Raw genomic sequence first — 26,066 nt, forward strand, 5'->3', positions numbered from 1 at the left:
AGCATTCATCCTTTCCGATTAATTTCCAGCTACATCTCTTTTTTTGAAAGTAAGCCATCCTACTACCATAAATGCAATATAATAAACGATAAGAACAGTAATAGAAAATCCAGGAGCTGTTCCTTCAATTAATGGTGATCCGGCAAAAATACTTTGAAGATCAAGATGGGCCGTTAACAAGTATTTTGCAATTTCATACCGGCTGACCATCATGGTAATAATTGGTGCAGCAATGAAAACCACAATACTTGCTGCAATCGCCATGGCGCTTCCCTTGAACAGAATCGCAATCATAAAGGATAAGGTTGCCACTATAATTAATGGTACAAGGCTAAAGAGTACGTCTTTTCCAATAGAAGCAATGATCGAAATTTCTGTATAACCAGACCCCAGGTTATCTACAATAGTTGGATTCCAGGTATCCACACCGAAAAAGATAAGGCCAATAATCATGGACAGAATAATGGTATAGAGAATTAACACCGCTGCAAAAAGTAAAACAGTAATATATTTGGATGTTAATACAGTTCCCCTTCCTGCCGGGCGAATAAGTAACAATTTAATCGTTCCCCATTTATACTCATTCGAGATAATTTTAGCAGCTGCGACAATGATAAAAATGGTAATAAAGCTGATAAGCGAGATATTATCAGCCATGAAAGCCCACATATCATAAGCTGGAATCTCTAACCCCATCGACTGATAAGCTTGAACCAGTTCACTTTGAAAGGTTGCGTCAATAATCATACTCTGATTAGCTACAAAGTTTGTAATAACAGCCACGCCAATCAGAAGAACCGCAATAATGATATACATAGCCCATGTAGATTTATAATGATGCAGTTTAATAAATTCGTTTTTTATAAGCTGACTCAGATTACTCAATGACATTCTCTCCAATCAAATCAAAAAATTTATCTTCTAACGTACCTTTTGCAGCCTGAACTTCATATACATTGATATTATTATTTAATAACTCTTTGAGTACTGCTGGTATTTGTTCACGTTTCATCGCTGTTTTTAAGGTTGTTTCATCTGCCATCTCTACAAATAAAGATTCATCCAGACTGTCCAGATGGGCTTTCGCAGTCTGCGCATTACTTACAGAGATAATAAATTCTGACATATCTGTGTCCCCAAGCTTCCTGTTCTTTTCTACATCCTCTACAGCGATTAAAGAGCCATTTTTTATAACTCCAATACGGTCACACATCAGTTCAATTTCAGATAATAAATGACTGGAAACAATGACACTGACATTTTCCTTTTCTGCCAAGGTACGGATATATTGACGAATCTCTTTCATTCCAGAGGGATCAAGACCATTTGTGGGCTCATCCAAAATGAGGATCGATGGTTTATGTAATAAAGCCTGTGCAATTCCCAACCGCTGCCGCATTCCAAGCGAGTATCCGCCAACTCTATCATTGATTACCTTCTTCAAACCAACTAATTGGACTACCTCTTCTATTCTTTCTTTGGTTGTTCCTGGAACCATTCTTGCAAATTGCTCCAGATTTTTTCTTCCTGTTAAAAAAGGATACATCTCCGGATTCTCAACAATCGCGCCAACCTCTCTGATTGCTTCACTATAGTCTGTTTGAATACTTTTGCCAACAATATGGATGTCGCCTTCTGTAATTTTCATTAAACCAACCATCATTCGGATTGTGGTAGTTTTACCAGCCCCGTTCGGCCCGACAAAGCCAAAGACTTCACCCTGTTTTATTTGAAAGCTGACTTCTTTAATGATTTCTTTATTCTTGATACGCTTACTGACATTTTTTAATTCCAATGCAATTTCAGTCAATTCTAGTCCTCCCCGTTCAATTTATTCTTCTTAATCAAGTTATACGAAATGATTGAAAAAAAGTTTCAGATTCATTTGTATTTTTAAGTGATTCGTTTATAAATCTGCAATCTCCATTAAAAATGTGTTAGCTCCTATTAAATTTGTCTAATCCCTTTTTTATTACTGACGTATATTGAATGGGAAAGGGGGGATAAGCTATGTGTGGTCATCACTCATCAGGAGGAAGACGTAAAGACCCTTGTCGCAACACAAGTCGTCCAGGCGCCGACTATCGTCGCAGAGATCATAAACAGGATTGCTGTCATAACATGCAGCAACATCACAACAGATGTGAAAACAGAAATGAAAATTGTTGTCACAACAGAGATAATCATAGAAACGAACACCATCACGGATGTCGTGAATCGAATCGGTGTGATAACAGACAAAGGAATAGTAACAGAAGAAAATTCTGTTTTTGCTGTAACAACTTCTACTAATTAAAGCTTGCAGACAGGCCACCCTCATCTTTTAAAAACACACCAGACTATCAGATATTTTATTCTGATAGTCTGGTGTGTCCTATAGAAAACTTCTTTTTTTCCTGATTAAAATCAATGAAACTTTTTGTTTTCCAATACAATAACTTTAGTGGTCATAGAATGCCCCGCTTGTTTTGTTTCCTCAACTAACCGGTTAATCTTTTCACAGCATTGCTTTGCACCGGCAACCAATAAAGGTTCTCCTAAAAAATTGATATTCAATCCTCTTGATAAGAAGCCTCCCACCGACATTACAAATGGTACAGTTGGAGAAGTATTGGAAATAATAATCTTTTCATTCATCGAAGTTCTTTCATGTAACAAGACTGCTAATTCTTTTATAGCTGGCACAACATATTTATTATTTCTTCTTCCTATGGTGTATACTGCATTATCCTCGTCATCCATACCATGGAAAATAAGTTTGCCAAGATCGTGCTTCGTTAACTTATTGAAATACCTGACATGAAGTATTTCTTCCTTTTTCAGCTTTCGATTCGTTGGAAGTTTATTTAAATGATAAGCTGCTGCAAGTGAAGTAGTATGTGTACCGCCGTAATCGTTGTATATATAAATCAAAGTAATTCCCCCCCTTTCAAAAATATTCTTTTTATCCCTTCTGAATTCATCACCTGCTTTACTTAATAAATCCGCTTCACGAAAACTTTTAATCAAGATTTATTATTATCCAAAATATATAAAGTAATGCACCCAGGGCATATCATTTACTGAACAAATAAAAAAGGATAAACAACACATATATGTATTGTTCATCCTCAATAGTTTATATAAAATTAATTAATCTTTTGTATAATTTAAATCCCAAATAACCCCAAACCTATCTTTCACCTTCGCATATTTTGCTCCCCAAAATGTATCCTGAAGCTTCATCAATACAGTACTTTCCTGTTGCAGGGCATCATACACCTTCTGAATACCTGCTTCACTTTCAAAATCAAGTACCAATGAAATATGATTCCCTGTTTCAACATGCTGATTGGGAAAAGTGTCCGAAACCATAAAAAATAACGCATCCTTTTTAAATTGAGCATGGATAATTCTGTCTTCTGCTTCAGGAGGAGTTGGGTAATCCGCTTCACCAAACGTCTGCATCGACAGGACTTCTCCTTCAAAAACCTTCTTGTAGTAATTTAAAGCTTCTTTGGCATTCCCATTAAATGTGAGATAAGGTGTTGTCTGGTTTTTCATGAGATACCTCCTCTTTATTAGTTAACCTGATGAATTTTCTTCCGTTAGCTACTGAAGAAAATTCTCTGTATAAAACGGCTGGTCACTTTCATTAAAATCAACACCGACTCCTAAATAGCTAAAGCTTTCATGTAAAATATTTTCCCGATGACCAAGGGAATTCAATAAACCCTGATGAGCAAAAATACTGCTGAACTGTCCGTAAGCGAGGTTCTCACCAGCACTTAAGAAAGAAATACCATCTGCCTTCATCCGGTCAAAAGGAGATTGGCCTTCTAAATTAGTATGACTGAAGTATTGATTGACAGCCATGTCAGTACTATGCTTTCTTGCTGTTTCTCTTACCTCTTCATCCCATTCTAAAATAGGCAGCTCCTGTTTCACACGGGTGGCGTTGGTTAAATCAAATAACTGGTATTCCAACCCTTCCTTCAGCGCCTCACTGCCGGGCGTATAAAGTGTGCTCTTTGCAGCTTCTAAGTCTTCATCTATGATCTGGACAGCAGTTACTTCATCCGATTCATGTAAATCATAAAACATGGTTACATAAGTGCCATCCATATGATAAACATCATATTCGCCTTCACTCTCTATTTTATAATTAAACCAGCCGTTACGAATCATTTCTTCCGGCTGACCTAATGTCTCATTTACAGACGTCTTGGAATCACCAAGCGAAATATCGTGCTTTGATGATAGTAAATCCTGATTGGTAAAGAGTCCGCGGACTACATCCTGCTCATCATAAGCAACCATCATAAAGTTTTGATAGTTTTCATGGTAAGTGGACCACTCTACCCCATATTCATTTTCACTTTTCCGTTCAGGTTCCCCGTACATCTCTTCAACCTGATCTCTTGTGTCTCCAATTTCTACATTACCGATGGAAAAAGATTGCTCCTCCGGTGTAGTGAGCTCCGGTGTTTCTACTTGCTCATACTCTTTATCTGTTTCCGAACCTGTAATGGAATTAAAAAATGAAGCAGCCTGATCGGACACTTGCCTGAAGTAAAAATCATTATCTACCGCGTCATTAATAAAATCGCCTGCAGAGGAAAATGTATCACTTACAGCTTCGGGGATAATATCGCGGACCGGCTCTTCCCATAATGGTTTCGTCCAAATGGCTAACAGTATAATTAACAGCAAAAAAAATAATCGCTTGAAAATAGCTATCCCAACCTTTTTAATCTCTTTGATGCAGCAAAAGAATTATAGCTGATATTCTATTATTTACTGAATCAGTCTTTGTTAATCCTAAAAAGTATATTAGTGAATTAACTTATGTAAATTATACTATCTTCAAATTACTTTCAACAAATCTAAGCATTTTTTCTTGATAAAGACATGTTATATAAACAAAAATCTGCTTCCTTCATAAGGTGAGAAGGAAACAGATTTTTTACTATTCTTACATCATGGTGCCAAACCATACAGCAAGGAAGGTGCCGATATAATTTCCAATAATATAACCGAGTGTACCGACAATTAGTATCGGACCAACCAATTGCCGCCAGCCTTTTGCAATTGCAAAAGCGGCTGCAGTAGTTGGACCGCCGATATTTGCATTACTTGCCAGCAGTATTTCCTCTAGGCTCATTCTGAACAGTTTTCCGAAAACAAGAGAAAGTACTAAATTGATTGCGACAATAATAAATGCAAAAACAAGCAATAATGGTGCCGTATTAATGATTAATGTAATAGACGCCGGTATTCCAATAACCACGAAAAATATGTGAATCAGATATGTCCCTATTTCCTGACTGCCGTTTAAATTGGAAAAGTAATTCGGAAAAACACCCAAAGCAATAAAGGTAAGCGTCGTTAATACAAGATATTGATCCCCGATGATTCCATTTAACAGGTTATAAAAAAAGGAAGCACTCTCCCCACTTGGAATGATTCCGGCAAAGAAATCGGCAATTTTCAAAGAAACAACGACTAAAAGAAAGGCTGTTCCAATAGAGAGTGCCATATCCTTCAGTGAAACTTCCTTTCTCTTCCAAAAGCTTTCTGCCAATGTTTTATCATCATCCGCTGATTTATTCTGCTCCACTTCGTCAATATGAGGCGTTGGATAACGTTTTCTAATAAAATTAATGGCAGGAATAGCCATCAGCATGATAAATAATAACGCCATCATTAAATTATCAGCAACAACAGCGGCAGAAATAATTTCACCAGGAGTATCAAATTTAGCAGCCATTGCCGCAAAATTCACGCCTCCCCCAATATATGTAGCACTGAAAATACCGCTTAATTGATCCAACAGAGGTATGTAATTCCGCAAAGTAAAAAATGCAACAATTGTTCCGGCAACCGTACCAATAGAGCTCAGCAGAAAAATAATTAATAATCTGCTACTCTCCTTCCATATTTTTTTAATATTAACGTGAAATAATAAAAGTGGTATTGCTAATGGAACAATAACAGACCAGACAGCGTCATATACCGACGACTCTGTTGGAATGATGCCAAAATTGGATAAGGCCATCGCTCCTACTAACGCAATTATTGCTCCTGTAATCTTAGAGGCCCAGCTATAGCGTTGTTCTAAAAAAATACTGACAGATGCCCAAATAATGATAATTCCCCATAGCGTGATCGTATCATCTGCCTGAATAAATGTTTCTTTCATCAGCTCCCCATCCCCTTCTCGTTTCGGCTTGTATCATATTTTACCATTTAAAATGGATAATTTCGCAGGTATTGCGGAGTATTTTTTAGAGATTATAGTAACTATACAGCTATTATTTTACTTGGAAAGAAACGCTGATAATAAAATCCACCAAAAAACCTCTCTAACTGCTTTAGAGAGGTTTTTTAATTTAATTATTGCTTATTTAACTTTCTCAAATAAGTCTAATTTATGATTTAAGGACTGCAGCTGTTCATCATTCAATGGCAGTAATGGCAAACGGACTCCACCAACGTTAACTCCATTACGGTTTAATGCTGCTTTGACAGGAGCAGGGCTCGGTGCTGCAAACATTTCCTGCATTACCGGCAGAATACGCTGATGAATAGAAGCAGCTTTTTTCACATCTCCCTGTTCATATGCAGCAATCATCTCCTGCATCTCATTGCCGATAATATGTCCAGAAACTGAAACAATACCTATTGCCCCGACTGCAAGAGAAGGCAATGTGATAGCATCTTCTCCACTGTATACAGAAAAGCTTGCGTCTGTTTGCGCCACCATCTCTGTTACCTTATCCATATTGCCGCTCGCATCTTTAATTGCCACAATATTGTCAACAGCAGACAGACGGACAGCCGTTTCAGCTGCCAGGTCTACAGAAGTTCTGCCAGGTACATTGTATAGCATCACTGGTAATTGAACCGCATTTGCCACTGTTTTAAAATGTTCATATAAGGCGTCCTGAGAAGGTTTATTATAATAAGGTGTTACAAGCATAATTGCATCAACACCCGTTTTTTCAGCAGCTTGTGACAGCTCAATAGACCCTTTTGTATGATTGGAGCCTGTGCCTGCAATCACTGAAACCCTTCCATTAACCTTCTGTACCGTATGCGAAAATAATGCCAGCTTTTCTTCAGTTGATAAAGTTGGTGATTCACCTGTTGTTCCTGCTACCACCAATCCATCTGAACCGTTATCAATCAAGTACTCAATCAGGTTATCTAATGCAGCGTAATCAATTTCTTTCTCCTCGTTAAATGGCGTTACCATCGCCGTGACCACTTTTCCAAAATTCATAACAACACACCCTTTGTATAATATCAACATTACTTGATGAAAAATAGACGGATATCGTCTAAGTAAAGTGCCTTAAAAAACTAGAGGATGGAAAATAATAAAGACAAGCAGAAACAGTTTTATTTTTATCCCTACTGCTTCCGGATTTATTTGATTCTCTAATCATTATTCATTACTTCCACTATTTCCACAAAATAAAAAGCACCAACGGAGACCGCTGCTGCACAAACAATAAATTGTCCTCTCAGCTGATAGCCCTCCACATAGTTTCCTATATGACAGCACCGGATTTATTCAATCCCAATACCAGTACAATAAGAATAAGGCTTATTATACTTCGGCAAATTCCCCTTTCCATATGCTTCATCGCCAGCCTATTCTGCCTCTGCATATTTACTGATGGTCTTTGCACCTCTATCGTTCATCTATGAATAATGAATTTGTCTGTATTATAGCAGGAATACGCAAGAAAAACAAATGAAAAATAGAGGTTTTTATGGAGTGAGAAAAGCTTTATAATGACCACTTTAAGATACAGACACCTGTTATTGCTCAATTTCTTTACTGGTAAACTATGCAAAATAAAAAAATAGGTGATTCGCCTGCTGCTTTATTACTTCCCCTGCAGAAATTCCATAGACAAATATCTCTCTCCTGTATCAGGAGCGATACAAACTACCTTTTGGGAAGGTTCCAGCCGCTTGGCAACCTCTCTGGCTGCATAAACAGCTGCAGATCCAGATGGTCCGATAAATAATCCTTCTTTTTGAGCAAGCTCCTGCAATAAATGCAATGCCTGTTCATCATTAATTTGCATAATTTCATCATAAATAGATGTATTTAAAATCTCAGGTACAAAGCCGGGGCTTGTTCCCACCAGTTTATGCGGGCCGGGCTCTCCTCCTGATAAGACCGGCGAGCCCTTTGGCTCAACAACAGTAATATGTAAATCTGGAATAAATTCTCTTAGTGATTCCCCTGTACCTGTTACGGTTCCTCCTGTACCGGCAGTACAGACAAAGGCAGCTAATTGATAGTTCATATCCTTTAAAATTTCAAGTGCTGTCGTTTTACGATGCGCATCAGGGTTCGAAATATTTTTAAATTGCTGGGGAATAAAACTGTTTGGTATTTCCGCTTGTAATTCCAGTGCTTTCTTTATGGCGCCTGGCATTTTTTCATTACTTGGTGTCAAAACTACCTTGGCTCCATATGCTTTCAGAAGATTTCTCCTCTCTTCTGTACTATTATCCGGCATCACAAGAATTGCCTGATATCCTTTTGCAGAAGCTGCCATCGCCAGCCCTATTCCTGTATTTCCGCTTGTCGGCTCAATAATCGTATCGCCCGGCTTTATCAGTTCTTCCTGCTCCGCAATATGAATCATATGCGTTGCAGCCCTGTCCTTTACACTGCCGCTCGGATTAAACATCTCCAGCTTCACATAAATTTTTGCTGCATTTTCCGGCTGCAGTTTATTTAGTGCCACCATAGGTGTTTCTCCAACTAATTCTGTAATATTATCTACAACTCTCATCATTGTCCCCTCCCTCTACTCTTTTAATAAACGATTATCTACTGAAATATCAGGATTTATCTTCATCAGTTCTTCTACAAAAGTAAACTTATCCTTTGGTGAGATTGCAATCAAATCATATTTCCCGCTTCGAATTTGTATACGATCAAGCGACAATGCCGGTGCAATAATCGGCATCTTTGCCAGAAGGATTAACTCCATGTTTTCTATATAAATCGTTTGACGGATTGGCCCATAATAGACAATTAAACGGTCTTTATCAATCTTATACCCGGTACGGAACCAAAACCAAAGCAATATGCTGCATAGTATGAGCATAATGATTAAATTAGTTATCTGCCCTTTCAGTAATGGAATAAGCACGCCGCTAAGTACAACAGCCCAAAAAATGACCACCATCCAGGTATCTTTTTTCGATTCAAAATACATTATATTCCCCCCGCTCATCCTGACAATTTGTTTCTTCTTCCATTATAGCTACTGAAAGTATATATACCAAATTTCAACATTATTGCTGCATGCTAAATTTATACAATAAGAAAAACTTATATCAATTAAACATTGCGTTCTCTGTTAAGAACATAATGTTTTTTAGCTTCACTTACATCTATAAGTATAAGTAATCTCTATTTATGTCTCATATCCTTCAACACAAAACAAAAAGCAGGGTATACTTTATACCCCGCCCTGGTACAGAGCATGCCCCTCCACAAAAAAATTAATTTAAAATGATACAGATGGTTTATTTTTTAATGGTGCCAATAACCGGTCCAGGTGCTTCCATTCCAGTTTATCCAGTTCGGTTACCACTTTGTCTTCTTTAAAATCCCATTTGGAACCTTCTAAATCACAACTGATTGGGACATCACATTTTATCTCCGCCAATTGCCGCGATAGATAAAGCATATCCATATCGGCCTGTAATTTATTCTGTACTCCTTTTGGAAGCATTTCAATGTTCTCTACCAAACCATCGATAGTTTCAAATTCCTGCAGTAATTTTAAGGCTGTTTTTTCTCCAATTCCTTTCACTCCAGGATAATTATCCGAGGAGTCCCCCATCAATCCTTTTAAATCAATGATTTGTGCCGGGGAAAGAGCCTTTTTCTCATAAAAATTATCCTTATCAAAGACCTCGTAATTCCCCTGACCTTTCCGCATAATAATAACACGGATATTTTCTTTTACTAATTGAAGCAAGTCCTGATCTCCAGAAAGAATAAATACTTCATTTTCTGGATTATATACATTTGCAAGTGTCCCCATACAATCATCCGCTTCAAAGTTTTGCAGTCCTACATTAGGAATATCAAATGATTGCACAATTTCTTTGACCAGATCAAACTGCGGAATTAATTCCACAGGCGGTGCATCCCGATTTGCTTTATACCCATCATACATCTCTGTCCGGAATGTTTTGCTTCCCATATCCCAGCAGCAGACCACGTGGGATGGCTCGAAGGTTTGAATGGCATCTGTTAAATAGCGCAGAAATTGATAAACGCCGTTTGTCGGAACCCCTTTTGAATTATACATAAAATTTCCCCGGAAAGATGTTGCAAAAAATCCCCGGAACAAAAGTGCCATACCATCTACTAATAAAACTTTATTTGCTGTCATGCTTCATTTCCTCCCTCTTTAGTATCGATCTAAAATAAGATCCATTCGTTCTTTTCTATTAGCCAGATCATCCATATCCACCTCAACAAATAAACGGTCGATAAATTGCTGATAAAGTACATCTGCTTCCTGTACCAGAACTGATTTTTCTTGCTGGATCCCTTCATCCCACTGTTTCTGATAAGATGACTGAATTAATTTTGCGCCTTCTTCTACAAAATCCTGGACATCCAACTCTATAATTGCGTACAGCTGTTCCTTTATCTCTTCCTTTTGATTTTGTACGAAGAATGTTTTTGTATCTTTAAATTTACCAAATAATTTTTGAAGCTCGCCATGCTTTTGAATCGATAGTTTAATTGTTAAATCAGGTGTATCAAAGCCTGGAATATCCCACTCTGCTATTGAAAAAACAGGATCAAATCTCTTAGCGTTTTCTATCATTTCCAGCTGATTGGTTTTTAACAAACCTTTTAACAGCTGCTCAACCCGTAACGAAACAGCTAACAACTCTTGATGCAGCTCCGTTTCCATATAGTGGACCAGCTGTTCAAACTGCTTACTCAGCTGCTCCCGGCCAGCTTTCCCTGACTCCGTAATCGTTGTCGGATTATAAATTTCTTTAAATAGATCATGAAAGCGAATCGTAAAGCGCTGATTTAGAAAAAAGGCTTGTTTTTCTAATTTTTGATGCCATCTATTCTCAGTTGAATCTAAATCTAAATTTTGTACTGTTTGAACAATTTGCTGATAAGCGTTTTGCAGTACTTCTTTCCGCTTTGTTTTGGCAGATTGATCCAATTGTAACGATTGAATAAATTGATCCAGTGCTTCACCTGAGCGTTCCATATCGCTGATTGCGGCTCTTTTCGCAAGAGCTGTTAAATCATGATGAATAAAATCATAGAAACGGGATTCAAATGACTGCATTTGTTCATTCAGCATGTTTTTCTCTAATTTTTCGGTTAAAGACAGCTTACTCGAAACTGGGTAAAGACGCGGAAAACGAATCCCTAATTGTGCTAATTGTTCTTTGACGTACGCAGTTACCAAGTCTAATTCTTGCTGATCACTGGCAAGATCTGCAGCATTAACAATAAAAAACATTTTATCGAGCTCAAATACATCCTTTACCCGCCCCAGCTGCATTAGAAAATCTTTATCTGCACGGGAAAGAGCATGATTGTAGTAAGTAACGTATAAAATAGCATCTGCATGCTTGATATATTCAAAGGATACATTCGTATGTCTGGCATTAATCGAATCTGCACCCGGTGTGTCAACAAGCGTTATTCCCTGCTTCGTTACTTCACAATCATAGAAAAGATCCATCGATGCAATATAACATGCTTTTTCCTCATCTGTCACGTAGGATTCAAAATTATCAAAGGTGACTTTTTTTGCAGAGCCAATGACAGATTGAACATCTTCATAGCCTTCCAGCATCGCATTTAAATAAGCCTGATACATTTTCGGCAAACGTGAATCTGTTAATACATTCTTTGTTTTCAGCCATGTAATCAGCTCGCCCAGAGAAGCATCTGGCGGTTCGCATTCCTTTGCCAGAGTCATTATATCATCTACCAGCATCTCTTCTGATTTAAAGGTGACAATTACATCCCGATGCCGGTTTTCATTTGTAACCGGACGAATCCGGTTAACCGCAGCCGTTGTCGGATTCGGTGACACTGGCAGGACATGTTCCCCGAGAATGGCATTAGCAAAGGAGGATTTCCCGGCACTAAACGCACCAAACAATGCAATTGTATAAGAACGTTCTGTTAAGGATACTTTTCGTTTCTTTAAATCCTGCTGGTAGCTTTCAAATCCTGGCAAATGAATTGCCTGTAAGACGTTATCTATATCACGGACAACATGCTGGTCTGTGGCTGCAGGCGACCCGCTCTCTTTCTTTTCCTGCACTTCATCTGCTTCAGCATATATTTCCTCTTCAAGCATTTCCATAGCCTCTGTTCCCTGTCTGGGAATTACTTTTCGAGCTTGAAGTTCATCCTTCATCTCAGTGATAACTTTCGGTAACACATCAGGATCTTTCTGCTGCTCATCTAAATGTTTGAAATAAGCTGCTTCCTCGCTGTCAAGTGCATAATTAGCTTGCTGATTTGCTTCTGCAGCTTGCAGCTCCTCCAATTGTTGCGTCATTTCCAGCAGCTGATTCTTATTTTTTTCTTCAAGGTCTGTTTTTACTTCTTTTGCCAGCTGTCTCATTTGTTTTTTGAAATGTGTCTTTAAACTGGCAGCAATATCATTCGTATAATTTAAAACATAATCGCCATTGATACTTGCACCTTTACACAAATTGTTTTCCAGCAGCTCTTCACTTAAAGACCATTCCAGGAAGGAAACACCTTTTTCCTGATAAGAGGAATCCAGTTGATTCATTTCTATTTGTTCATACCACTTATCACGGAGCTTCCATTTTAATGTGGTTTCTACATTTTTTTCTAAAGCATTCATAAAGGCTTGCTTCCGCTCTATTTTTGCTTCCTTCGTTTTTTTACTGCTTGTAAATAAGCCGCCAACCTTAAAATCAGGCTGTACTGATTCTAAATATGCCTTCGCAAGCTCTCTTAAATCCGCCGGCATCAAATATGCATTTTTCGCAGTCTGATCCACTTCATTTAAGAACCCTGCTGCTATATTTCCCGGCTGCTGCTGCAGATTTTCAATTTCTTTTGTCAATGTGTCTATCTGCTCTATCAATGATACTTCCCCGGCTTCATCTAAAAATACTTTTTGATTCGACATTTCCCGATGAACTTTTTCTTTATGATCCTTCACAATTTGTCGAATACTCGCATCCATCGTTGTGTATTCATCTTTAGACCTGAGCATTTGAAATACGGTATCTTTCAGCTTTGACCACTCATTATGCGGCGCTTCCGTTTTTTTTAGGGATGTGTAGAAAATGGACGAAGGATGTAAATTCCATTGATCAAACGTTTGTTTAATTTTTTTATCAAATTCGACAAAAGGTAGCTCTGACTCATTATGCTTATCTATTTGATTAATGACAATCATGAATGGAAGGCCATTTTCCTGCATCGCCTGTAGAAATAATAGATTCACTTCAGATTGAACATGGTTATAATCTGTTACATAAATAAGATAATCTGACAGGTGAAGAGAAGCTTCTGTCAGCATTCTGTCAATATCATCTGCAGCATCAATTCCCGGAGTGTCTAAAATAGCTGTAGAAGGCGGTAAAATATCCTCGCCGGTGCTGATATGCATTTTTTTTATCTGATTTTTATTTTTTGAAAACTTTTTAATTTGCTCTAAATCGTACGGTTCATGGTATTCAATCACTTCCCCATTATGAAAGAACACTTTAACAGTTCCTTCTCCAGATGAAATCTTAACAATATTCGCACTGGTAGGGATGGGACTGTTCGCTAAAATCTCCTGCCCTAATAAATGATTGATTAATGAAGATTTTCCAGCAGAAAAGTGCCCTGTCAATGTAATAATAAATTCCTTATTATCGTATTTTTCCAGCATATCAAGCATCTTATCTGCATTAATTTTATCCCCTCTATTTTTCATTTCCTGATAGAGAGCTGCAATTTGGTGTTCCGTTACCCATTTTTCCATATACGTGATCACAAGCCTTTACCCCTTTTTATCAACTTATTCATATCTATTCCTGACGTTTATGATGTTTCTTCCGGTCTTTTGTACAACACTTTCATTATACGTAATATTCGTATGTATTTCTAGGTATTAAATTTATTAGTTTACATAATATTTTTATAGTTAATTCAATTTCATTGCTACATTGAATGGAATGGCATCTATTTCTCAGAATCAACTGCTTTTTCTACAATCATATTCTTACTGTCACCCCTTTAACTAATGCTTGTTTCATCAAATAAAGAGCGATACACATATTTCGGATGTATCGCCCTTTTTACTATTCGTTTATAGAAAATTTAATTCTTTTGCTGATGCCGCTCCATAATCACATCCGATTATATTTATACTATTGCTTTTCAATGGAAAGACGATACTTTTCTATAATACGGGATAATTTTACCTGAAGATTTACCAGCCATTCAGGATGATTTTCAGCTGCATCAATATCGACAGCTCGTATCAATTTTGCCAGGGAAATTAATCTGTGTAATCTTTCAAAGCCTGAATATAAATGAAGCATTTCCATGTCTAAATCCGTTTTGCTTTTATATCCTTTAATAAATGTTGCTATCACTGGATTTCCAAGATTAAAATCTCCCGCATCTCTTAATGCGTAGACAATATCAGCTGCAAACCAATGCACAGAAGAATCATCAAAATCAAGCATTCCGATTGTATTGTGATCAAAAACCACATTATCCAGTTCAAAGTCATAATGAATGATTCCGAAATTTTCTTTTGATAAGCTTAGTTCATCCGCCCATTTTAATAACCTGGCAAATTCTTTATGGGCAGTCACTTCTTTTTTAGGAAGTATTTCTTTCGCTTTTAGTAAAAGCTCCTTCCAGCTTGGGCGATTAACTCGATATTCTTCTGGCAGCTGTTTCAGGTTGGCATGTAATTTACCCAGAGATTTTCCCCAAATATAAACCTGTTGATCTGAAATTTCTTCCATATCGAGATGCTTACCTTCCAGAGCTTCAAATACGACTGCAAAAAAAGTTCCCAGCTTCGTTTCTACGACTTCAATATCCTTTCCATTTAATGATGCTATTGGCTGAGCAACGTTTAGCGACCTATTCCCCAAATGCTTTACAATGTTCAATTCAGCCTCAATTGCTGAATAGTTCCGTTCTGATGAATCATTAAATCGCAGGAAAAATGGTTTTCCTTCTTTATAAAATTCAAAAATAAAATTTGCACTTGCCCGTAATATAGTCACAGAGCCTTCATCATAGCCCCATCGTTCCAGAATTTTTTCTCCCAGTGGGCTTCTCCATTCGCTGTCAACAGTATCCATTACTTTTTTCATCGTACTTAATTTCATCATTAATATAACTTCCCCTCTTTTGTATATGGTTAAAATATTCAATAAGCTTCAGGGCATATTCTAAGAACAAAAGCGCAGAGCGCCTGCTTAAAAACGTAGAGATTGGAGCGGCACAACTGAGATAAAGGAAACACGGTGAGGTGACGAACCGATGTTGACTTATCGTAGGGCGTGACGTGAAATCTCCTAGTTTTTGGCGCTCGGAGCTGGACTCGGCTGTTTTTCTATAAATAGTTATCCACAAGGCAATAATTCTATAATTTTCTAGAGTAACAAAAAGGAGAGCCAAAAGTTCTATTCGCTTCGGCTCTCCTTTTATTTTAAAAGATGGTTTATAAAAAATCTTCTATGCTGGAAGCCCTTGGTCTGATCCATCCAACGGGCTAATTATTAATAATTATCAACCATGAGCAAGGATGGACAAACTAAACTTATTGAATTAGCTGACATCAACCTCACCCCTTTTCATGTAATATTCTTCTCTATTATACGTCAGATAATTTAGATAAACAAGAATGTTTTCACTTTACACAAATACCCTTGTCAATTTATCTGAGCAATGAAAAATTAGCCAAGTCAAAGCAGGCCATCCTCCATTTATATATCTGATTTTCTGTATTTAACCTTAAACAATTATGTATATTAAAACGCTCAAGCTCCAATCAGCCTGAGCGTTTAGAAAATAACTTTAAACAGGGTATACTCCATGCTTTCGTTCTGTAAATTGCTTATTTTTATTCTGATAAATGGCGAAACGGCTTATCAATTCTTGACGAAGCTGATCCGGATCAATAATATCATCGATAATCATTTCTGAAGCCAAGCGGTAAATATCAATATTTTCTTTATAGGCAGCCTGTTTTTCCTGAATATAGGCTGCTCTCTCTTCTTCCGGAAGCTTGGCGATTTTATTTGCTTCTACAGCATTCACTGCCGCTTCCGGCCCCATGACAGCAATCTGTGCATTTGGAAAGGCTAAGCAGCAATCCGGATCAAAAGCAGGGCCTGACATCGCATATAGACCCGCTCCATATGCTTTTCGGACAATCACAGAAATTTTAGGAACAGTTACCTCACTCATTGCAAACAGCATTTTTGCTCCATGGCGAATAATTCCTTGCTTCTCCACTCTTGTTCCAATCATAAATCCTGGTACATCTGTTAAGAACAGTAGCGGAATCTCAAACGCATCACATAATTGGATAAACTTTGCTGCTTTATCCGCTGAATCTGTAAAAAGGACGCCTCCTTTTACACGAGGCTGATTTGCAATAATTCCTACACTTCGGCCTCCAACACGTGCCAATCCTGTGATTAATTCTGGAGCGAACCGTTTTTTTATTTCATAAAAGCTTCCTTCATCAATTGTACGGTCAATCAGATCGTACATATTAAAAGCTGCATTTTGATTTTCCGGGATAATTTCACTGATAGGTTTATCAAAAGCCTTTGGCTCGACAGAATCAATTTGTTTTGGCTTTTTCCGAAAATTAGCAGGAAAATACGTTAAATACTTCTGTGTAAATTGAATAGCTTCCTCTTCTGTATCTACTAATACATCACCTACCCCTGAGGTTGTGCAGTGCATCTTTGCTCCGCCCATTTCCTCTAAGGAAACCTTTTCGCCAATGACCTTCTCAGCCATTCGCGGAGAACCTAAATACATGGATGCGTTTCCATCAACCATGATAACTATATCGCAAAAAGCAGGAATATATGCTCCTCCGGCTGCCGATGGACCAAATAATAAGCAAACTTGAGGAACCCTTCCAGACAGCTTAATTTGATTATAAAAAATGCGGCCAGCTCCTCTTCTTCCCGGGAACATATCTATCTGATCAGTAATTCTCGCACCTGCAGAGTCAACCAGATAAATCATCGGCACTTCCAGTCGTTCCGCTGTCTCCTGAATACGTAAAATTTTCTCCACAGTCCGCTGTCCCCAGCTTCCCGCTTTGACAGTAGAATCATTTGCCATCGCACAAACAGTCTGACCATTTATTTTCCCGGTAACGGTAATTACACCGTCTGCTGGCAAATCTTCATCCATGGCATTTGCAAATAATCCATCCTCAAGTATCTCATGAGAATCAAAGAGAAGATGAATTCTTTCTCTTGCAAAAAGCTTGCCCTTTTCAGCATTACTGTCATGGTATTTTTGTTTTCCCCCTTTTTTTATTTTTTCAATACGCCGCTCCAGTTCCTTCTCTATACTCATATAAGCATACTCCTTCCAGCTTTAGTTTCCGCGATAATCAGGCTTCCTTTTTTCTTGAAATGCCTGCAGGCCCTCTTTTCTGTCTTTTGTCGGTATAACCTTTAGATAGGACTCATGCTCCAGTTGAATTGCTTTATCCAGCGGAAGATTAATCCCCTGATTAATGGCTTTTTTAGCCTGTTTCACAGCAATTGGACCATTTTTTGTGATTTTCCGGGCGATACTGATTGCTTCATCCCGTAAGAAGGTTGCAGCGACTGACCGCTCAATCAGTCCAAGTGCTAAAGCATCCTCTGCTGAGACAGTTTTAGCAGTATAAATCAGCAGCTTTGCCTGCCCAATTCCTATTAATCTGGGTAATCGCTGTGTTCCTCCAGCACCTGGTATAATCGCTAAAGATGTCTCTGTTAATCCCAGTTTTACATGGTTGGCAGCGATTCTCAAATCACAGGCCAAAGCAAGTTCCAGCCCGCCTCCAAAGGCGACACCATTGATAGCAGCAATAACCGGTACATCTATTTTTTCTATAGAATCACAGACGCTGCCGATTTTTTGTACGGCGGAAACAACCTCTGTATCACTCATGGTCCTTCGTTCTTTCAAATCTGCTCCAGCACAGAAAGCCTTCTCCCCGTTTCCAGTTATAATTACACAGCGAATTTTTTCTGAGGCTCTGATCTGTTGAATACTATTCTCTAACTCTGTCAATAAATCCAGGGATAAAGCATTTGCAGCTTCCGGCCGGTTAAATGTTAAAACAGCGATATTCTCATCAACCGTTTCATAGTTTATATATTGCATAGGCATACACTCCAGACTAGTTTATTCAACAATTGCCATCGTATCTCCCTCATTGACAAAATCTCCTTCTTGCACCTTCCATTCCTTCAGAATTCCCTTTTCTTCAGAAGCAATCGGAATTTCCATTTTCATAGATTCCAGAATAACAACATCCTGCCCTTCTTCTACTGCTTCACCCTGCTGAACTGTAATTTTCCATACATTTCCTGCCATCGATGCTTTAATTTCCATATTATTTACCTCCTGAGTTTGGTTGATAGTATTTAGTTAAAAAGGATGTTTGTGTATTTCCTTTCAGAAATGCTTCATATGTTATAATTTCCTGAAGCATTGGTATGTTCGTTTTAATTCCTTCAATATTAAATTGACGCAGTGCTACTTCCAGTTTATCTATTGTCTCTGGCCGATTTTCTCCATAGACAACCAGTTTCGCAATCATCGGGTCATAAAAAGGCGTTACCGTATCTCCAGAAGCAACTGCACATTCATTGCGGACACCCTTCCCTTCAGGCAGTTCAAGCGCTGTAATTTTACCTGGTGACGGTAAAAAACGAATGGGATCTTCAGCGTAAATCCTGACTTCAATTGCATGACCTTTTCTTACTATCTCCTCCTGTTTAAGAGAGAGTACCTGATTATTTGCGATATTGATTTGTTCCTTCACAATATCAACACCAGTAATTTCCTCTGTAATTGGATGCTCCACCTGAATACGTGTATTCATTTCTAAAAAATAAAATTGCTCTGATTCATCGACTAAGAATTCAATGGTTCCGGCATTGGTATAATGAATCGCTTCTGCCGCGATCACTGCTGTTCTTCCTAATTGTTCGCGAAGCTGTTCAGAAATAGATGGTGAAGGAGCTTCCTCTAATACCTTCTGGTTACGGCGCTGTATCGAGCATTCCCGTTCAAATAAGTGAACCGTATGATGGTGTTGATCTGCTAATACCTGCACTTCAATATGCCGGCTGTTTTGTATGTGCTTTTCTAAAAACATTGCTCCATCTCCAAAGAAAGATGCGGCCCGCTTAGAATTATTTTCAAAAGCTTTTTTCAGTTCATCAGCTGAATGGACTATTTCCATTCCTATGCCTCCACCGCCGGCCGATGCTTTTAACATAACTGGATAGCCGATTTCTTTAGCGAATTGGACAGCTTCTTCTGCAGATCCTACAGCACGATCTGTACCGGGAATTACTGGTACACCGGCTGCTATCATTGCTTTTCGTGCTTCAATTTTACTGCCCATCAATCTTAATATGTCTGCTTCCGGACCGATAAAGATGATATTTTCTTCCCGGCAGCGTTCAGCAAATGCCGGACTTTCACTTAAGAATCCATAACCGGGGTGAATCGCATCAGCATTTGTCTGTTTAGCAACTCCAATGATGGTATCTAATTGAAGATAGCTTTGCTGTACTTGTGATGGGCCGATATGAAAAGCTTCATCAGCATCTTCTTTAAATAAGGCATTTTGATCAGCGTCTGAATATACAGCTACTGTTTGAATACCTAATTGTTTACAAGTACGGATAATTCTCCTCGCTATTTCGCCTCGATTAGCAATTAATACTTTTTTTATCATGGACTTCCCCCTTTCCCTAGCAGCCTAGAAGTCTCGCAATAACCAGCCGCTGAATCTCTGAGGTTCCTTCTCCAATTTCCAGTAGTTTAGCATCTCTTAATAATCTTTCTACTTCATATTCACGCATATAACCATAGCCGCCATGAATTTGAATCGCCTGATTGGCAGCACGAAAGGCCATTTCTGATGCATATAATTTGGCATATGCCGCCTCTTTGGAAAAATTTCTGTCCTGGTCCTTTAACCAGGCAGCTTTATAAACCATATTCCGGGCAAGCTCAATCTCCATAGCCATATCAGCTAACTTAAATTGAATCGCCTGAAAACTGGAAATGGATTTCCCAAACTGTTTCCGGTCTTTGGCATATTGCAGGGAACGGTCTAAAGCAGCCTGTGCAATACCAACCGCTAACGCAGCAATAGAAATTCTCCCGCCATCTAATGTTTTCAAAAATTGTTTGTGCCCCTGATGCTCTGTACCGAGTAAATTTTCTTTGGGGACACGGACATTATCTAAGATAATCTCTGCTGTATCTGATCCGCGGACTCCCATTTTTTCATAATTACTGCGAATTGTCAGCCCCTCAGCATCTGTTGGAACAATGATAGCTGAAATTCGTTTCTTATTGTTTTCATCTTTTTTAGTAACTGCCGTAACAATGATAAAATCTGCAAAGCTGGCATTGGTGATAAAACATTTTTCTCCTTGAATAATATATACATCTCCATCCAATTTAGCAGTTGTCCTTGTGCCGCCAGAATCTGATCCTGCATTTGGTTCTGTTAATCCAAAAGCCCCCAGCGAATGACCTTCAGCAATCGGCTTTAAAAACCTTTGTTTTTGTTCTTCTGTTCCAAAATAGTAAATAGGACTGGCTCCTAACGATACTGCAGCTGCATAGCTTAATCCGGTGCTTCCGCAACGTCTGCCAATTTCTTCTACGGCTATTGCATATGAAATGGTATCACCGGAAGAGCCTCCATATTTTTCAGGAAAAGGAATACCTAATAAGCCAAGCTTTCCCATTTCTTGAAAGATATCTTCTGGAAAAGCTGCATTTACATCGATTTCTATTGCTCTTGGCCGGATGGTTTTTTCTGCAAAGTCAGAAACCATTCGCTGAATCATCTTTTGTTCTTTTGTTAAATCAAAATTCATCCCCACGCCCCCTTGACTTAAATACCGCATTCATTCTTCGATAGATTGAAATTATTTTCAGGAAATTTTAACAATATAAAACCGCTTATCTGAATGCGCTTCCATTTCTATTTTATCAAAAGGTGAGAGTTAGGCAAACAAAAAGATAAAATGTTTTTTATCATAAACCCGGGCAACAGTTCATAGCTAAACTCAAGGAACTATTCAAATCATTACGATAAAAAGCTTTTATTCTTTTCTACCCTTGATGGGATACGTGTTATAGTATAAAATCTCCCCGGCATCATTACTACATGCTAAGGAGATTTTTGGATTATCTATCATTCGCTACCCATATCTTCAAATGGCTTTTCATAGATTGTTTCTTTATACACTTCGATTACTTCACCAGTTTGATCTGTATCGATGATAAAAGAGCCGTTACTATAACGATCTGCAATGGATAACTCCAGTGGATATATCTTTTGCGTACCGCCATTTTTCGTTCTAAAACAAATCGTCTCTTGTTTATTTACCATAAAGAATCCTTCAATCCGATGAGCTTTCTGCTTTAATTCTTTCAGCATAATTAATCCGCGCTTGGCACGGCTTGCTTTTTCAAAGGATCTCAGTTTCATACGTTTACAAGCTCCACGCTGCGTAATTACAAATAAATCTTTTTGAACTTCCTGATCAAATACCTGTCCATTCACAACATAATCATCGTCTTTTAGAGCAATCGATTTTACTCCTGCTGCTCTTTGGCCGACAATGGATACTTCAGCTTCTTCATACCAGAGGCCGTAACCTTTATTTGTTGTGATAAAGATATCTTTGTTTCCATCCGTACGGCTTACTTGTACAAGTTCATCATTTTGCTTGAGGTTTAAAGCAATTAATGCTTTTCCGCGCCGCTGTGCCTCGTAAAGCTGGAATTCACTTCGTTTAACCATGCCGTTTCGGGTAAAGAACACTAAAAATCCTTCCTCTTCTTTAAAATCACGAACAGGAATTACTTTAATCAGATATTCTTCTTTTTCTAATGGTACGATATGCGAAATATGCTGCCCCATATCCTTCCAGCGAATATCCGGCAGTTCATGAACAGCGCATAATATATATCTTCCCTTGTTTGTAAAGATTAATAAATCATCCGTTGTATTAACCTCTAATAAACTTATAGGGTGATCATCATCCTTCAGCGGTAAATCTTGATTATTGGAAGCTGAATAAGAACGTAGGCTTGTCCGTTTCACATATCCATCTCTGGTAATGGAAACTAATACATCTTCACTTGCAACGGTAACCTCAATATTAATCTTTAATTCTTCAACTTTGTCTTCGATATGCGTACGTCTGGCATCAGTAAATTTTTTCTTAATCTGTCTCAAGTCGCTCTTAATGGTCTGGAGTAACTTCTTCTCACTATCCAGGATTTCAGAAAGCATTTCCATTTGCTTTTTTAATTCACTTGCTTCTTCCTCTAATTGAACAATATCCGTATTCGTCAATCTGTAAAGCTGAAGCGTAACAATAGCTTCGGCCTGCGGTTCTGTAAATCCGTATTTTATCATGATTTGATTTTTGGCATCTGCTTTGTCTTTTGACGCCCGAATGGTTGTAATCAATTCATCTAAAATCGAAATAGCTTTAATCAATCCTTCAACAATATGCGCTCTGGTTTTGGCCTTGTTTAAATCGAATCGTGTTTGATTCGTTACCACCTCACACTGATGACTGATATACGCATCCAGAAGCTGCGGTAATGATAAAAGCTTCGGTGTTTTATCTTTAATAGCAACCATATTGAAATGATAGGCAATTTGTAAATCCGTATTTTTGTATAAGAAGTTTAAGATGCCTTCACTGTTCGCATCCTTTTTCAGCTCCACAACAACACGTAATCCAGTACGGTCTGTATCATCACGGACTTCAGCAATTCCTTCTACTTTTCTATCGATACGAAGCTCGTCCATTTTCTTGACCATGGTTGCTTTATTAACTTCATATGGAATTTCCGTAATAACAATTTGTTCACGATTTCCTTTTAAGCTCTCGATAGCTGCTTTTCCACGGACAATAACTTTTCCTTTTCCAGTCTCGTATGCTTTTTTTATTCCCTCGATACCCTGAATAATTCCACCTGTCGGGAAATCAGGACCCTTTAGCACCTGCATCAGATTATCTACACCAGCCTCAGGTTTGTCAATCCGCATAATTACAGCATCGATTACTTCTCCCAAATTATGAGGGGGAATATCCGTTGCATACCCTGCAGAGATTCCGGTTGATCCATTTACTAACAGGTTCGGGAATTTTGCCGGTAAAACAACAGGTTCATCCGTGGTTTCATCAAAGTTAGGAATGTACTCAACCGTCTCTTTATCTATGTCACGCAGAAGCTCTGAGGCAATAGGAGACAGCCTAGCTTCCGTATAACGCATTGCAGCAGGAGGATCCCCGTCAATACTACCGTTATTTCCATGCATTTCAATGAGCCCATTACGTACTTTCCAGTCCTGACTTAGGCGTACCATTGCTTCGTAAACAGAAGAATCTCCATGCGGATGGTAGTTACCAATAACTGTTCCAACAGTTTTTGCAGCTTTTCTGAAATTCTTATCATGTGTATTTCTTTCTACATGCATTGCATAAAGTATACGCCGTTGCACAGGCTTCAATCCATCTCTTGCATCAGGAAGGGCACGATCTTGAATGATATATTTACTGTATCTTCCAAAACGATCTCCGATAACTTCTTCTAAAGGAAGGTCTAAATATTTCTCTGTTTGATCCAAATGGAATCACTCCTTACAATCCGAACTAATCTTCTTTATGAATATTTTCATTTTCTAAAATGGTCCCGTCTTCTTCCAAACCAAATTTAACATGACCTTCAATCCATTTACGGCGCGGTTCTACCTTATCCCCCATCAGGGTGGTTACTCTTCTTTCCGCTCTGGCGATATCATCAATGGATACACGAATAAGCGTACGGGATTCTGGATTCATTGTTGTTTCCCATAGCTGATCAGCGTTCATTTCACCGAGACCTTTATAGCGTTGAATAATATAACCATTCTTCAATTCTGTGACCGCTTTTTTCAGCTCTTTTTCATCCCAAGCGTAAAGCGTTTTTTCTTTCTTTCCCTTACCTTTAGAAACCTTAAACAGCGGCGGAAGTGCAATAAACACTTTTCCAGATTCTACTAACGGGCGCATATAACGGTAAAAGAAAGTTAACAGAAGTACCTGGATATGTGCTCCGTCAGTGTCAGCATCGGTCATAATAATAATTTTGTCATATTGGACATCTTCCATATTAAAATCTCCGCCGACACCCGCTCCAATTGTATGAATAATCGTTGAGATTTCTTCATTTTTAAAGACATCCTCAAGCTTTGCCTTCTCTGTATTAATAACCTTCCCCCGTAATGGAAGCACCGCCTGAAATTTACGATCCCGGCCTTGTTTTGCTGATCCGCCCGCAGAGTCTCCCTCTACCAGGTATAATTCATTCTTTTTAGGGTTTTTCGATTGAGCCGGTGTTAGTTTCCCGCTTAATAATGTATCTTTTCTTTTTCTCTTTTTACCGGAACGGGCTTCTTCCCGTGCTTTTCTCGCTGCTTCTCTTGCTTCTTTCGCACGGATCGATTTTTTTATCAGCAAAGAAGAGGTTTCAACATTTTCTTCTAAAAAGTAAGTCAAGTTTTCAGACACAACAGCATCAACTGCGGAACGGGCTTCTGTGGTTCCCAGCTTTCCTTTTGTCTGCCCTTCAAATTGTAATTTATTCTCCGGGACACGAACAGAAATAATCGCTGTCAATCCTTCCCGGATATCTGTTCCCTCTAAATTCTTATCTCTTTCTTTTAATAAACCGGCTCTTCTCGCATAATCATTCATGGTCCGGGTGATTGCTGCTCTTGCTCCAAATTCATGTGTACCACCATCACGCGTCCGCACATGGTTTACGAACGAGAGCATGTTTTCAGCAAATCCATCATTGAATTGAAAAGCAAATTCAACTTCAATTTCCGATTGCTCTCCTTCAAATGAAACGACCGGATGAAGAACGTCCTTTTCTTCATTCAGCCACTCTACAAAGGACTGGAGCCCTTCAGGATATTCATAAACCTGCTGTTCACCGCTATGTTCATCCTTCAGTTCAATTTTCAGCCCTTTAAGCAAAAAGGCAGACTCTCTTAAACGCTCTGAAATCGTTTCAAAATTATATACCGTCGTTGTAGAGAAGATGGCTGGATCCGGTTTAAAGTGAATACAGGAGCCTTTCTTTTTCGAAGGACCTTTATCCTCCAGGGTGGTTACAGGCTTCCCGCCATCTTCAAAGCGCTGTTCATATTTACGCCCGTCACGATAAGTTGTTACTGTCAGCCATTCAGATAAGGCATTTACGACAGAAGCTCCTACCCCATGTAATCCTCCACTTGTTTTATAACTGCCTTGGCCAAATTTTCCGCCTGCATGCAGAACGGTGAAAATAACTTCCGTTGTCGGCTTTCCGGTCGCGTGCATCCCGATTGGCATCCCGCGTCCTCTATCCTCCACTGAAATACTGTCATCTTTATGTATGGTTACTATAATTTGATTGCCATGACCAGCCAGCGCTTCGTCAACAGCATTATCAACGATTTCATAAACAAGATGATGTAATCCACGAATGTCTGTACTTCCAATATACATCCCTGGTCGTTTGCGTACTGCATCCAGCCCTTCCAGCACCTGGATAGAACTGTCTGAGTATTGATTTTCTTTCTCCACGAACCATCTTCTCCTTTCAAAACTTCCTCTATACACATCATAGAACATTCGTTCTTATTAAGCAACTGAATAAGTAGTAAAATCCTTTTTGCATAAGTCCAACTATAGCATTCTAATAAAAGAAAAAAGCA

The 26,066-nt window shown here is 38.6% G+C and carries 20 protein-coding genes and 1 riboswitch; of the genes, 1 reads left to right on the forward strand and 19 read right to left on the reverse strand.

The window, feature by feature from the left end:
* Positions 1–18 precede the first annotated feature (18 nt).
* The gene (locus tag IEX29_RS22780) at positions 19–885 is read right to left on the reverse strand and encodes a DUF2705 family protein (RefSeq protein ID WP_188737556.1); all 867 of its coding nucleotides are present in this window, start codon (positions 883–885) and stop codon (positions 19–21) included.
* Positions 878–1,810: an ABC transporter ATP-binding protein gene (locus IEX29_RS22785; RefSeq protein WP_188737558.1), complete on the reverse strand. Its 933-nt coding sequence runs from the start codon at positions 1,808–1,810 to the stop codon at positions 878–880. Before IEX29_RS22785 ends, IEX29_RS22780 begins: the two co-directional genes overlap by 8 nt.
* Before the next feature lie 204 nt (positions 1,811–2,014).
* On the opposite strand from IEX29_RS22785, the gene IEX29_RS22790 reads away from it, so the two are divergent.
* Positions 2,015–2,296 (forward strand): hypothetical protein, encoded by a 282-nt coding sequence (locus tag IEX29_RS22790; RefSeq protein ID WP_188737559.1) that lies wholly within the window; start codon positions 2,015–2,017, stop codon positions 2,294–2,296.
* 110 nt (positions 2,297–2,406) lie between these two features.
* Here the strand turns inward: IEX29_RS22790 and IEX29_RS22795 are convergent, their stop codons facing one another.
* The 17 genes from IEX29_RS22795 to parE all read right to left on the reverse strand — a co-directional run bounded on the left by IEX29_RS22795 (position 2,407) and on the right by parE (position 25,935).
* Entirely contained in the window at positions 2,407–2,913 is a 507-nt protein-coding gene (locus IEX29_RS22795) for a DUF3189 family protein (RefSeq protein ID WP_188737561.1), read from the reverse strand.
* A 219-nt stretch (positions 2,914–3,132) separates the two neighbouring features.
* Positions 3,133–3,543, reverse strand: coding sequence for a VOC family protein (locus IEX29_RS22800; protein WP_188737562.1), 411 nt, complete (start codon positions 3,541–3,543; stop codon positions 3,133–3,135).
* Positions 3,544–3,591: 48 nt separating this feature from the next.
* Positions 3,592–4,692, reverse strand: coding sequence for a CAP domain-containing protein (locus IEX29_RS22805; RefSeq protein ID WP_229720345.1), 1,101 nt, complete (start codon positions 4,690–4,692; stop codon positions 3,592–3,594).
* A gap of 262 nt (positions 4,693–4,954) precedes the next feature.
* The gene (locus IEX29_RS22810) at positions 4,955–6,181 is read right to left on the reverse strand and encodes a DUF819 family protein (protein ID WP_188737564.1); all 1,227 of its coding nucleotides are present in this window, start codon (positions 6,179–6,181) and stop codon (positions 4,955–4,957) included.
* Positions 6,182–6,382: 201 nt separating this feature from the next.
* Complete coding sequence (gene dapA / locus IEX29_RS22815) at positions 6,383–7,264, reverse strand: 4-hydroxy-tetrahydrodipicolinate synthase (RefSeq protein WP_188737566.1); 882 nt, start codon at positions 7,262–7,264, stop codon at positions 6,383–6,385.
* A gap of 244 nt (positions 7,265–7,508) precedes the next feature.
* Positions 7,509–7,689, reverse strand: a riboswitch (Lysine riboswitch).
* Positions 7,690–7,877: 188 nt separating this feature from the next.
* Entirely contained in the window at positions 7,878–8,801 is a 924-nt protein-coding gene (gene cysK / locus IEX29_RS22820) for a cysteine synthase A (protein WP_188737655.1), read from the reverse strand.
* A gap of 15 nt (positions 8,802–8,816) precedes the next feature.
* Positions 8,817–9,230: a PH domain-containing protein gene (locus IEX29_RS22825; RefSeq protein WP_188737568.1), complete on the reverse strand. Its 414-nt coding sequence runs from the start codon at positions 9,228–9,230 to the stop codon at positions 8,817–8,819.
* A gap of 294 nt (positions 9,231–9,524) precedes the next feature.
* The gene (locus IEX29_RS22830) at positions 9,525–10,421 is read right to left on the reverse strand and encodes a 5'-3' exonuclease (RefSeq protein WP_188737570.1); all 897 of its coding nucleotides are present in this window, start codon (positions 10,419–10,421) and stop codon (positions 9,525–9,527) included.
* An 18-nt stretch (positions 10,422–10,439) separates the two neighbouring features.
* Positions 10,440–14,048: a dynamin family protein gene (locus IEX29_RS22835; RefSeq protein ID WP_229720346.1), complete on the reverse strand. Its 3,609-nt coding sequence runs from the start codon at positions 14,046–14,048 to the stop codon at positions 10,440–10,442.
* 376 nt (positions 14,049–14,424) lie between these two features.
* Positions 14,425–15,408 carry a phosphotransferase enzyme family protein gene (locus IEX29_RS22840; RefSeq protein WP_188737572.1) on the reverse strand — a complete coding sequence of 328 codons (984 nt, stop codon included), beginning with the start codon at positions 15,406–15,408 and terminating at the stop codon, positions 14,425–14,427.
* Positions 15,409–16,096: 688 nt separating this feature from the next.
* The gene (locus tag IEX29_RS22845; RefSeq protein ID WP_188737574.1) at positions 16,097–17,626 is read right to left on the reverse strand and encodes an acyl-CoA carboxylase subunit beta; all 1,530 of its coding nucleotides are present in this window, start codon (positions 17,624–17,626) and stop codon (positions 16,097–16,099) included.
* A gap of 21 nt (positions 17,627–17,647) precedes the next feature.
* On the reverse strand, positions 17,648–18,427 hold the full coding sequence (locus IEX29_RS22850) for an enoyl-CoA hydratase (RefSeq protein ID WP_188737576.1): 780 nt from the start codon (positions 18,425–18,427) through the stop codon (positions 17,648–17,650).
* Between the two features lie 21 nt (positions 18,428–18,448).
* Entirely contained in the window at positions 18,449–18,658 is a 210-nt protein-coding gene (locus IEX29_RS22855) for an acetyl-CoA carboxylase biotin carboxyl carrier protein subunit (RefSeq protein WP_188737577.1), read from the reverse strand.
* Position 18,659: 1 nt separating this feature from the next.
* Positions 18,660–20,015, reverse strand: a complete 1,356-nt coding sequence (locus tag IEX29_RS22860) for an acetyl-CoA carboxylase biotin carboxylase subunit (protein WP_188737579.1) — start codon at positions 20,013–20,015, stop codon at positions 18,660–18,662.
* Positions 20,016–20,031: 16 nt separating this feature from the next.
* Complete coding sequence (locus tag IEX29_RS22865; protein WP_188737581.1) at positions 20,032–21,174, reverse strand: acyl-CoA dehydrogenase family protein; 1,143 nt, start codon at positions 21,172–21,174, stop codon at positions 20,032–20,034.
* A gap of 320 nt (positions 21,175–21,494) precedes the next feature.
* Positions 21,495–23,951, reverse strand: coding sequence for a DNA topoisomerase IV subunit A (gene parC, locus IEX29_RS22870; RefSeq protein WP_188737583.1), 2,457 nt, complete (start codon positions 23,949–23,951; stop codon positions 21,495–21,497).
* A 25-nt stretch (positions 23,952–23,976) separates the two neighbouring features.
* Positions 23,977–25,935: a DNA topoisomerase IV subunit B gene (gene parE / locus IEX29_RS22875; RefSeq protein ID WP_308423665.1), complete on the reverse strand. Its 1,959-nt coding sequence runs from the start codon at positions 25,933–25,935 to the stop codon at positions 23,977–23,979.
* Positions 25,936–26,066 lie beyond the last annotated feature (131 nt).

The organism is Oceanobacillus neutriphilus (genome assembly GCF_014645515.1).
Lineage (GTDB): Bacteria > Bacillota > Bacilli > Bacillales > Amphibacillaceae > Oceanobacillus > Oceanobacillus neutriphilus.

Excerpts from the sequence above, each read along its gene's own strand:
- IEX29_RS22840 (WP_188737572.1), bottom strand. The coding sequence starts at position 15,408 with ATGATGAAATTAAGTACGATGAAAAAAGTAATGGATACTGTTGACAGC.
- IEX29_RS22825 (WP_188737568.1), bottom strand. The coding sequence starts at position 9,230 with ATGTATTTTGAATCGAAAAAAGATACCTGGATGGTGGTCATTTTTTGG.
- IEX29_RS22845 (WP_188737574.1), bottom strand. The coding sequence starts at position 17,626 with ATGAGTATAGAGAAGGAACTGGAGCGGCGTATTGAAAAAATAAAAAAA.
- IEX29_RS22830 (WP_188737570.1), bottom strand. The coding sequence starts at position 10,421 with ATGACAGCAAATAAAGTTTTATTAGTAGATGGTATGGCACTTTTGTTC.
- IEX29_RS22810 (WP_188737564.1), bottom strand. The coding sequence starts at position 6,181 with ATGAAAGAAACATTTATTCAGGCAGATGATACGATCACGCTATGGGGA.
- IEX29_RS22800 (WP_188737562.1), bottom strand. The coding sequence starts at position 3,543 with ATGAAAAACCAGACAACACCTTATCTCACATTTAATGGGAATGCCAAA.
- IEX29_RS22860 (WP_188737579.1), bottom strand. The coding sequence starts at position 20,015 with ATGATAAAAAAAGTATTAATTGCTAATCGAGGCGAAATAGCGAGGAGA.
- IEX29_RS22855 (WP_188737577.1), bottom strand. The coding sequence starts at position 18,658 with ATGGAAATTAAAGCATCGATGGCAGGAAATGTATGGAAAATTACAGTT.
- dapA (WP_188737566.1), bottom strand. The coding sequence starts at position 7,264 with ATGAATTTTGGAAAAGTGGTCACGGCGATGGTAACGCCATTTAACGAG.
- IEX29_RS22850 (WP_188737576.1), bottom strand. The coding sequence starts at position 18,427 with ATGCAATATATAAACTATGAAACGGTTGATGAGAATATCGCTGTTTTA.
- IEX29_RS22865 (WP_188737581.1), bottom strand. The coding sequence starts at position 21,174 with ATGAATTTTGATTTAACAAAAGAACAAAAGATGATTCAGCGAATGGTT.
- cysK (WP_188737655.1), bottom strand. The coding sequence starts at position 8,801 with ATGAGAGTTGTAGATAATATTACAGAATTAGTTGGAGAAACACCTATG.